11 protein-coding genes and 1 pseudogene are annotated in these 8,244 nt (G+C 72.3%); 9 read left to right on the forward strand and 3 right to left on the reverse strand.

Going from position 1 to position 8,244, the window contains the following annotated elements; all coding sequences use genetic code 11:
* The first annotated feature begins 9 nt into the window (after nt 1-9).
* From VFH10_RS16310 to VFH10_RS16325, 4 genes and pseudogenes are all read left to right on the forward strand, one after another.
* A complete protein-coding gene (locus VFH10_RS16310) occupies nt 10-231 on the forward strand; it encodes a GNAT family N-acetyltransferase (protein ID WP_414689880.1) in 222 nt (73 codons plus the stop codon).
* Nucleotides 218-1,447, forward strand: a pseudogene (gene serA / locus VFH10_RS16315) (phosphoglycerate dehydrogenase); the annotation flags it as partial. The gene VFH10_RS16310 and the pseudogene serA, both read left to right, overlap by 14 nt.
* Nucleotides 1,448-1,495: 48 nt before the next feature.
* Complete coding sequence (locus VFH10_RS16320; RefSeq protein WP_325130428.1) at nt 1,496-2,251, forward strand: alpha/beta hydrolase family protein; 756 nt, start codon at nt 1,496-1,498, stop codon at nt 2,249-2,251.
* A gap of 74 nt (nt 2,252-2,325) precedes the next feature.
* Entirely contained in the window at nt 2,326-2,799 is a 474-nt protein-coding gene (locus VFH10_RS16325) for a CoxG family protein (protein ID WP_325130430.1), read from the forward strand.
* A 39-nt stretch (nt 2,800-2,838) separates the two neighbouring features.
* Here VFH10_RS16325 and VFH10_RS16330 read toward each other — a convergent pair whose 3' ends face one another.
* Nucleotides 2,839-3,426: an XRE family transcriptional regulator gene (locus tag VFH10_RS16330; protein ID WP_325130434.1), complete on the reverse strand. Its 588-nt coding sequence runs from the start codon at nt 3,424-3,426 to the stop codon at nt 2,839-2,841.
* Nucleotides 3,427-3,505: 79 nt separating this feature from the next.
* Between VFH10_RS16330 and VFH10_RS16335 the strand changes: the two genes are divergently transcribed.
* Genes VFH10_RS16335 through VFH10_RS16345 form a run of 3 tightly spaced genes read left to right on the forward strand, consistent with a single transcriptional unit; the run spans nt 3,506 to nt 6,294 of the window.
* Complete coding sequence (locus tag VFH10_RS16335) at nt 3,506-4,492, forward strand: NAD(P)/FAD-dependent oxidoreductase (protein WP_325130436.1); 987 nt, start codon at nt 3,506-3,508, stop codon at nt 4,490-4,492.
* On the forward strand, nt 4,485-5,126 hold the full coding sequence (locus tag VFH10_RS16340) for a class I SAM-dependent methyltransferase (RefSeq protein ID WP_325130438.1): 642 nt from the start codon (nt 4,485-4,487) through the stop codon (nt 5,124-5,126). The genes VFH10_RS16335 and VFH10_RS16340 overlap by 8 nt, the downstream gene beginning before the upstream one ends.
* 34 nt (nt 5,127-5,160) lie before the next feature.
* Nucleotides 5,161-6,294, forward strand: a complete 1,134-nt coding sequence (locus VFH10_RS16345; protein WP_325130440.1) for an FAD-dependent oxidoreductase — start codon at nt 5,161-5,163, stop codon at nt 6,292-6,294.
* Here VFH10_RS16345 and VFH10_RS16350 read toward each other — a convergent pair.
* On the reverse strand, nt 6,291-6,677 hold the full coding sequence (locus VFH10_RS16350) for an STAS/SEC14 domain-containing protein (RefSeq protein WP_325130442.1): 387 nt from the start codon (nt 6,675-6,677) through the stop codon (nt 6,291-6,293). The genes VFH10_RS16345 and VFH10_RS16350 overlap by 4 nt on opposite strands.
* A 143-nt stretch (nt 6,678-6,820) precedes the next feature.
* Between VFH10_RS16350 and VFH10_RS16355 the strand changes: the two genes are divergently transcribed.
* The gene (locus VFH10_RS16355) at nt 6,821-7,012 is read left to right on the forward strand and encodes a hypothetical protein (protein ID WP_325130444.1); all 192 of its coding nucleotides are present in this window, start codon (nt 6,821-6,823) and stop codon (nt 7,010-7,012) included.
* Nucleotides 7,013-7,047: 35 nt separating this feature from the next.
* Here the strand turns inward: VFH10_RS16355 and VFH10_RS16360 are convergent, their stop codons facing one another.
* Nucleotides 7,048-7,605 carry a DUF664 domain-containing protein gene (locus VFH10_RS16360; RefSeq protein WP_325130445.1) on the reverse strand — a complete coding sequence of 186 codons (558 nt, stop codon included), beginning with the start codon at nt 7,603-7,605 and terminating at the stop codon, nt 7,048-7,050.
* Nucleotides 7,606-7,666: 61 nt separating this feature from the next.
* Between VFH10_RS16360 and VFH10_RS16365 the strand changes: the two genes are divergently transcribed.
* A partial coding sequence (locus tag VFH10_RS16365) for a helix-turn-helix transcriptional regulator (RefSeq protein ID WP_325130447.1) occupies nt 7,667-8,244 on the forward strand: 578 nt, incomplete at its 3' end.

Genomic DNA, 8,244 nt, shown 5'->3' on the forward strand with positions numbered 1-8,244 from the left:
GAGGCCTACCTGGCCGAGCTGTACGTCGTACCCGACCGCCGGGGCCAGGGCTACGGGCGGGAGCTCATCACCGAGGTCGTCCGGGTCGCGAAGGAGCAGGGTGCCGACTACGCGTTCCTGGTCACGAGCGAGGACGACCGGCTCGCCCAGCGTCTCTACGAGGCGGCCGGGTTCCGTCGCACGGAGGGGGAGGGCGGCCCGCTGATGCTGGCCTACGAGCGCGACCTCTAGTCGCAGCACATACCGTGGCGCCATGAAGGCCCTGTTGCTCGAGAGCATCCATCCGGCCGCCGCCGAGCTCCTCCGGGAGCGCGGCTTCGAGGTGGAGGTCCGGGCCGGAGCGCTGACCGAGTCGGAGCTCGTCGACGCGCTGCCCGGGGTCCGGCTGCTCGGGATCCGCTCCAACACCAACGTCACGGAGCGGGTCCTCGCGGCAGCACCGGACCTCGAGGCGATCGGGTGCTTCTGCATCGGCACGAACCAGGTCGACCTCGCCGCGGCCGCGGTCCGCGGCATCGGCGTCTTCAACGCGCCGTACTCCAACACCCGCAGCGTCGTGGAGCTCGTGATCGGCGAGATCATCGCGTTGGCCCGGAGACTGCCGGAGAAGATCCAACGCATGCACGACGGGGTGTGGGACAAGTCGGCGCGTGGCAGCCACGAGGTCCGCGGCCGGACGTTGGGGATCGTCGGCTACGGCAACATCGGCACCCAGCTGTCCAACCTCGCCGAGGCGATCGGAATGCGGGTGGTCTTCTACGACACCGCCGATCGGCCTGCGCACGGGAACGCGCGCCGCATGTCCTCGCTCGAGGAGCTGCTCGCGGTCGCCGACGTGGTCAGCCTCCACGTCGACGGGCGGCCGGGCAACGCCGGCTTCTTCGGCGCCGAGCAGTTCGCGGCGATGCGTCCGCGGGCCATGTTCATCAACGCCTCCCGGGGGATGGTGGTCGACGACGTCTCCCTGCGCGACCACCTGCTCTCGGGGCACATCGCGGGCGCCGCGCTGGATGTCTTCCCGGTCGAGCCCAAGGCGCAGGGCGACGCGTTCGAGTCGGTGCTGCGCGGCGTCGACAACGTGATCCTGACGCCCCACGTGGGCGGGTCGACGCAGGAGGCGCAGGCGGAGATCGGCTGGTTCGTGGCGGGGAAGCTCGCGGGCTTCGCGCTCGAGGGGAGCACGGCACTCTCGGTGAACCTCCCCGAGGTGGTCACGCCGCCACTGGTCTCCGGGCATCGCCTCGGTTTCCTGCACAGCAACGTCCCGGGCGCGCTGGCGGAGCTGAACGCGCTGTTCGCCGCCGATGGCGACAACGTCACCGGGCAGCACCTCTCGACGCGCGGCGAGCTGGCCTACGTCGTCACCGACGCCTCCGCGCCGCTCACCGAGGGGGCGCTGAAGCAGCTGCGCGGCTCGGACTTCTGTCTGTGGGCGCGCACCTGGTGATACCCGGACCGTGGAGACGTCGGCGCCGGTTCTGACACGATGACTCGCGTGGCCGAGCGGGTGTCCTTCCGGAGCTCGAGCGGACCGCGCCTGGCGGGCCTGATCGACCCTCCGGAGGGAGCTCCGCGCGGCTGGGGCGTCTTCGCCCACGGGTTCACGCTCGGCAAGGACTCGCCCGCGGCGAGCCGCATCTGCAAGCAGCTGGCGAGCGAGGGCATCGGGATGCTGCGCTTCGACAACCTGGGCCTCGGCGACTCGGAGGGGGACTGGGGCGACGGGTCGTTCTCCCACAAGGTCGAGGACACGGCGGAGGCAGTCAGGTTCATGGAAGGAACCGGACGACCCGTCCGGCTGCTGGTCGGGCACTCGTTCGGCGGCTCCGCGGTCATCGCCGCCGCGCACCTCGTCGAGGACGTCCGCGCCGTCGCGAGCATCGGCGCGCCGTATGAGCCGGCCCACGTCGAGCACAACTACGACGCCCTCGTCGGACGCATCCTCAGCGACGGGGAGGCGCCGTTCCTCATCGGGGGCAAGGCACTGACGCTACGACGCCACTTCATCGAGGACGTGCGCGCGGCGGACCTCCGGGAGCGGATCCACCGGCTCCGTCGGGCCCTTCTCGTCATGCACGCGCCCACCGACAACACCGTGGGCATCGCCAACGCCAGCCAGATCTTCAGGGCTGCGCGGCATCCCCGGAGCTTCGTGTCCCTCGAGGGGGCCGACCACCTGCTCACCGGGAGCAACCAGGCGCAGCGCGCCGGCCGCATCATCAGCGCGTGGGCGGACCCCTACCTCGAGTAGGGCCGCGCCGGATGTATCAGGGCCGCCGCCCGAATCTCCTCGCACTCACCACGACGAAGTCACGAGGGGGGACCATGCGGTTCAGCGGCGAGCGGGAGGTTCCCGCACCGGTCGGGCGGGTGTCGGACGCCCTGCACGACCGCGAGGTGCTGTGCTCGGTCATCCCCGGCTGCGAGGAGCTCGTGCCGCTCGAGACCGGCCTGTACGCCGCCAGCCTGGCCGCACGCGTCGGGCCGGTGGCGGATGTCTACCGGGGGACCTTCTCCGTCGAGGACGTGCGGCCGGGGTCCGCGATCCGGGTCCGCGTCGCGGCGCGAGGACGCTGTGGTCGCCTGGACGTGGACCTGCACGTCACCCTGTCGGCAGGCTCGCGGCCCGGGACGAGCGCCCTGCGCTACCACGCCGACGCGACGGTCCGCGGCTTCGTCTCGCGACTGGGCACGGCCACCCTGACGGTGGCCGGCAGCCACTTCACCGGCTGCTTCTTCAACGAGCTGGCTCGGTCGCTCCGGCGCGAGACCGGGAGCCGAGCCGCGTCGCTGGTCTGACCCAGCGGAAACAACGGGGCTCACACCCCCGGCGCAGGGTCAGTCCCGTCTCTTCGGGCGGGCCCGCAGGTGCGCCCGTTCCCCCTGCTGGCCGAACAGGCTGATGAACTCGACCGGGTCGTCGTCGGCGGCCCCGAACCAGTGGGGCGTGCGGGTGTCGAACTCGGCGGCCTCGCCGGGTGCCAGCACCAGGTCGTGCTCGGCGAGGACGACCCGCAGCCGGCCGTTCAGCACGTACAGCCATTCGTAGCCCTCATGTGTCTGCGGCTCGGGGTCCTTGCGTCCGCTGCCGGCAGGAAGGACGAGCTTGTAGGCCTGGATGCCGCCGGCCCGCCGGGTCAGCGGGATCATCGTCATGCCGGGCCGGGTGAGCGGCCGCAGGTGGACGCGGGGGTCCCCGGTCGGTGGGGCGTCGACGAGCTCGTCGAGGGTGACGCCGTAGGCCTTGGCCAGCGGCAGCAGCAGCTCCAGGGTCGGTCGACGTTCGCCGGACTCCAGACGGGACAGCGTGCTGACCGAGACGCCTGTCTCCGCCGCAAGAGCGGTCAGGGTGAGGTCACGCTCATGGCGCAGCGCGCTCAGCCGTGGGCCCACGGTGGCCAGGGTGTCCTGGAGCTCGTCGTTCATGGACCCAGTTTGCCATAACGGCAAAGCCAGTTGCTTGAACCGCAAGACTGCCGCACTATCGACGGCAGAGGAGGTGGTCGTGTTGACCGCAGAGCTGCGGGACAGGTACGACGTCGTGGTGATCGGTGGAGGTGCCGCCGGCCTGAACGGTGCCCTGGTGCTGGCCCGGGCCCGCCGCACGGTGCTGGTCGTCGACGCCGGGCGACCGCGCAACGCTCCGGCCGACGGGGTGCACGGGCTCCTGGGTCACGACGGCGTACCCCCGGCCGAGCTGCTGACGCGGGGCCGCGACGAGGTACGACGTTACGGCGGCCAGGTCGTCGACGGCGAGGTGGCGAGAGCGAGCGGCGACGGGGACGGCTTCGTCGTCACGCTGGCCGACGGGCGAACGGTCAGCGCCGGTCGCCTGCTGGTGACGGCTGGCCTCGTCGACGAGCTCCCGGCCGTCCCGGGCCTGGCCGAGCGCTGGGGTCACGAGGTCCTGCACTGCCCGTACTGCCACGGCTGGGAGGTCCGCGACCGGGCCATCGTCGTGCTCGGCAGCGGACCGATGTCGGTGCACCAGGCCAGGCTGTTCCGCCAGTGGAGTGCCGATGTCACCTACGTCAGTCACACCGTGCCGCCGGACGCCGAGGAGGCCGAGCAGCTCGTCGCGCGGGGGATCCGCCTGGTCGACGGCCTGGTGGCCGCCGTGGAGGTGCGGGACGACCGTCTCACCGGCCTCAGGCTGCTCGACGGCACGCTGGTCGGGGCCGATGCGGTCGTCGTGGCCACGCGAATGGTCGCGCGTGCGGGCTTCCTCGACGACCTCGGACTGCGCACCGTGGAGCATCCCGCCGGGGTCGGGGAGCACCTCCCGACCGACCCGACCGGGAGCACGAACGTCCCCGGAGTCTGGGCGGCCGGCAACGTCACGGACCTGAGCGCCCAGGTCGGCGCCGCCGCTGCCGCAGGTGCGGCGGCCGCCGCGCAGATCAACGCCGACCTGGTGGAGGCGGAGACCCGCGAGGCGGTGGCGGTCCACCGCGCCCTCCACGCCGTCGAGGTCGGGGGAGCGGATGCCTGAGCAGTTCGACGCGGCGTACTGGGAGTCCAGGTACGCCGACCACGCCGGCCACCACCACTCGGAGCCCAACCCCCACCTGGTGCGCCAGGTGGCAGGCCTGTCCCCGGGGACTGCCCTCGACGCCGGCTGCGGCGAGGGTGGCAGTGTGCTGTGGCTCGCCGAGAGCGGCTGGCGGGTGACCGGCGTCGATGTCTCGGCCACGGCGTTGGGCCGCGCGCGGCAGCACGCCGAGGGGCTCGGTGACGAGGCGGCCGAGCGCATCGACCTGCTGGAGGCGGACCTGACCACGTGGGAGCCGCCGCAGGCGCGGTTCGACCTCGTGACCGCTCACTACGTGCATCCAGGCGGCCCTGCGGAGGCTCTCGTGCAACGGCTCGCGACGGCCGTGGTGCCCGGTGGGGTGCTCCTGGTGGTGGACCACGGCCCGGGTGACGAGCACCCGCATGCCGATACCCCGGTGGAGGCGCTCGCCGCCGCGCTGGACGCGCGCGACTGGACGGTCGAGGTGGCCGAGGTCCGGTCCCGGGAGCACGGCGACGGCCCGCACGGACACCGGCGAACCCTGCGAGACTCCGTGCTGGTCGCGCGTAGGCACCGCGTGGCCGCGAGCACCGTTTCGGCGGTCCCGCGGTAGCGTCAGAGCCTGGGACAGCCTGTCTGGGGATGCCATGACGCTTCGGACCGACCTGCTGGTGATCGGCGCCGGCCCGTACGCCTACGCCGCGGCCGCCTTCGCACGCGACAACGGCATCGGCACCCACATGGTCGGCTGTCCGATGTCCTTCTGGCGGGAGCAGATGCCGGCGGGGATGTACCTGCGGTCAGGTCCGGACTGGCATCTCGACGCGAGCGGCGAGCACACGTTCGAGGCCTTCTTCGAGGACCGCGGCCTGCGTCCCGAGGACTTCGCGCCCATCCCGATCGGAGTCTTCCTCGACCACACCGAGTGGTTCCGGGAACGCAAGGGTCTGGAGGTCGACGAGCGTCTGGTGGCCGACCTCGCCCAGCCGAACGGGCGTTTCGTGGCCACGATGGAGGACGGGTCCACGATCACCGCCGAGAAGGTGCTCGCGGCCCCCGGCATCCACCACTTCGTCAACCTGCCCGCGTGGTACGCCGACGTACCGGAGGCGAGTCGTGCGCACACCAGTGAGCTGGTCAGCTTTGACGAGCTCGGCGGCGCCCGGGTCGTCATCGTGGGCGGACGTCAGAGCGCGTACGAGTGGGCGGCGCTGCTGTGCGACCACGGCGTCGGCCACGTGGACGTGGTGCACCGACATGACGTCCCGCAGTTCGCCGAGGTCAGCTGGGCGTTCGTCGACGAGTACGTCGACCAGACGATGTCGCACCGTGGCTGGTGGCGAGGTCTGCGCGCGGAGCAGCGAGAGGCGATCGCCGGTGAGTTCTGGCGGGTCGGGCGACTCACGCTGGAACCGTGGCTGGTCCCGCGCATCGCTCCCGAGGTGGTGACGCGGCACCCGAGGTGCGCCGTGACCGGGGTGACGGCGGGGGAGCAGGAGCTGCTGCTCACCCTGTCGGATGGCGAGACGTTGAGGGCCGACCACGTCGTGTTCGCCTCGGGCTACAAGGCCGACGTGGCCCGGGTGCCCTACCTCGCCGGCGTGCGGGACCGGGTGACGGTGACCGACGGCTTTCCGGACCTCACCGCGGGCTTCGAGACCTCGCTGCCCGGGCTGTACATGACCGGCTTCGCCTCGACCCGCGACTTCGGGCCGTTCTTCGGGTTCACCAAGGGCTGCCCGTCCGCGGCGCGGATCGCCGTGACCGAGATGCTGGGCTAACCAGCCGGTTGCCCCGCCTGGTCCGAGGCCGCCCACGCCTTCGCGGACTCGAGGTCGTCGAGCGGGAAGGCGCGCGCCTGACCCGGCCACAGGACGCTGAAGACCTTGATCGCGGGACCGACCCAGCGGGCGTCGGTGACGACGGCGATGCGCTCGAACGCGGTCGGGTTCCGCGCGCCGAGCTTGAGGTCCTCCCAGACCGCCTCACCCTCGTACTCGTCGAAGTCGTGACCTAGGACGTACACCAGACGCACCTTGCCGTGCCGGGCGATCGCCTCGTTGACGGCGGGCACTATGACGTCCTCGTAGTCCTCCTTCTCCACGTCGTCGACGGCTTCGAGCCCCAGCACTCCGGCCGGCATGTCACCCAGTAGACGGATCATGCTCCGAGAGTGTCCTCACGCCCGGACGTGCGGATCATCCTTTCGGGGGGATCCGCCAGGTGCGGCCGGCGGGGGAGGCTGACCGACCAAGCATCGAGCTATCCGGAGCGTGACTGGGGGCGCGGTCCGTCGGGAGCTGCACCATGGGAGTCAACATCGGGACCCGGAACATCACCCGTGCCGTCTCCGACGGCACCGGGCTCACGGGCGAGGAGCTGGGGCTGATCCTCGGCGGCCTCGCGGCCGCCACCGTCGTGATCGGCGGTCTGCGCGCGGCCATCGCCTTCCGCGACATCTGGCCGAAGACGAGACCGGGGGTCCGCAGCGCCGCCTGAGTCCGGGCGGGTCCTGCGGACGGCGGCCGGCGCGGTCAGGGGCGCCAGCCGGGCGGCGGGTCCTCGCCGACCCGTCCGTCGACCGCCTCTCGGAGCAGGTCGGCGTGGCCGGTGTGCCGACCGTACTCCTCGACCAGGTCGCAGACCAGCCGACGCAGGTTGGCGTGGTGACCCGCGTCGTCCGACGCGTGCACCGGCCGGTCGAGCCCGCCTTCGGCGAGGGCGGCTCCGAGCCGGGCGCGGGACCGCTCCACCGCGGCGTCCCACCCGTCGTACAGCTGCTCGGGGGTGTCCTCGGCGGCGGAGGTGAAGTCCCAGTCGCCGGTGCCGTCCCAGCCGGTCTCGTCCCACGGTGAGCCGATCGGGTCGCCGGTGAGCTTCTCGGTGAAGGTGTGGTCCTCGACGACCGCCAGGTGCTTGAGCAGGCCACCGAGGGTGAGCGCCGAGCTGCCGATGCGGGTCTGCAGCCCCGCGGCGTCGAGCCCGTCGGCCTTCCAGCGGAATGTGGCGCGCAGCCGCTCGAGCGCACCGACGAGATGGTCGATCTCGCTGCCGGCCAGGGGTGGCTCCCAGGGCGTGTCCGTGGTTGTCATCCCGGCAGCATAGAGGCGGTTGCGGACGGATCGCGTCCGCTTCCTGTGCGACCCTGACGGGGTGGACGAGGCGAACCCGACCGCGCGCGCCCTGCGGTCCCTGCAGCTGCTCCAGGACCGCCCGGGAATGACGGCCGACCGTCTCGGCGAGCTGCTCGGGGTCTCTGGACGTGCGGCCCGTCGCTACGTGTCGGTGCTGCGTGAGGCGGGCATCCCGGTCGAGTCCGTCCGGGGGCCGTACGGCGGCTACCGGGTCGGTCGCGGGGCCCGGCTGCCCCCGCTGATGTTCACCACCCCCGAGGCCCTCGGCCTGGTGATGGCGGTGCTCGACGGCCACCACGACCCCGACGACGCCGCCGACCCGGTCGGCAGCGCGCTCGGCAAGATCGTGCAGGCGCTGCCGGCGCCGGTGGCCGCGCAGGCCGAGGCGGTGCGGCGGGCCATCGCCCCGGCGCCGGACCGTGGCGCCGCGCGTCCCGACCCCACCACCACCAACGACATCGTCCGGGCGTTCTCGGAGCACCGGCGGGTGCTTCTTCGCTACCGCACGGAGGCCGGCTCGGTGTGGCAGCTCGACGTGGAGCCGTGGGCGGTCGTGGTGCGTCACGGCCGGTGGTACGTCCTCGGTCACTCGCACAC

This window comes from Nocardioides sp. (assembly GCF_035697785.1).
GTDB lineage: Bacteria > Actinomycetota > Actinomycetes > Propionibacteriales > Nocardioidaceae > Nocardioides_B.

Bases quoted from the DNA above. Each gene is read 5' to 3' on its own strand.
- VFH10_RS16325 (WP_325130430.1), top strand. From the start codon at position 2,326: ATGCGGTTCAGCGGCGAGCGGGAGGTTCCCGCACCGGTCGGGCGGGTG.
- VFH10_RS16330 (WP_325130434.1), bottom strand. From the start codon at position 3,426: ATGAACGACGAGCTCCAGGACACCCTGGCCACCGTGGGCCCACGGCTG.
- VFH10_RS16340 (WP_325130438.1), top strand. From the start codon at position 4,485: ATGCCTGAGCAGTTCGACGCGGCGTACTGGGAGTCCAGGTACGCCGAC.
- VFH10_RS16345 (WP_325130440.1), top strand. From the start codon at position 5,161: ATGACGCTTCGGACCGACCTGCTGGTGATCGGCGCCGGCCCGTACGCC.
- VFH10_RS16350 (WP_325130442.1), bottom strand. From the start codon at position 6,677: ATGATCCGTCTACTGGGTGACATGCCGGCCGGAGTGCTGGGGCTCGAA.
- VFH10_RS16355 (WP_325130444.1), top strand. From the start codon at position 6,821: ATGGGAGTCAACATCGGGACCCGGAACATCACCCGTGCCGTCTCCGAC.
- VFH10_RS16360 (WP_325130445.1), bottom strand. From the start codon at position 7,605: ATGACAACCACGGACACGCCCTGGGAGCCACCCCTGGCCGGCAGCGAG.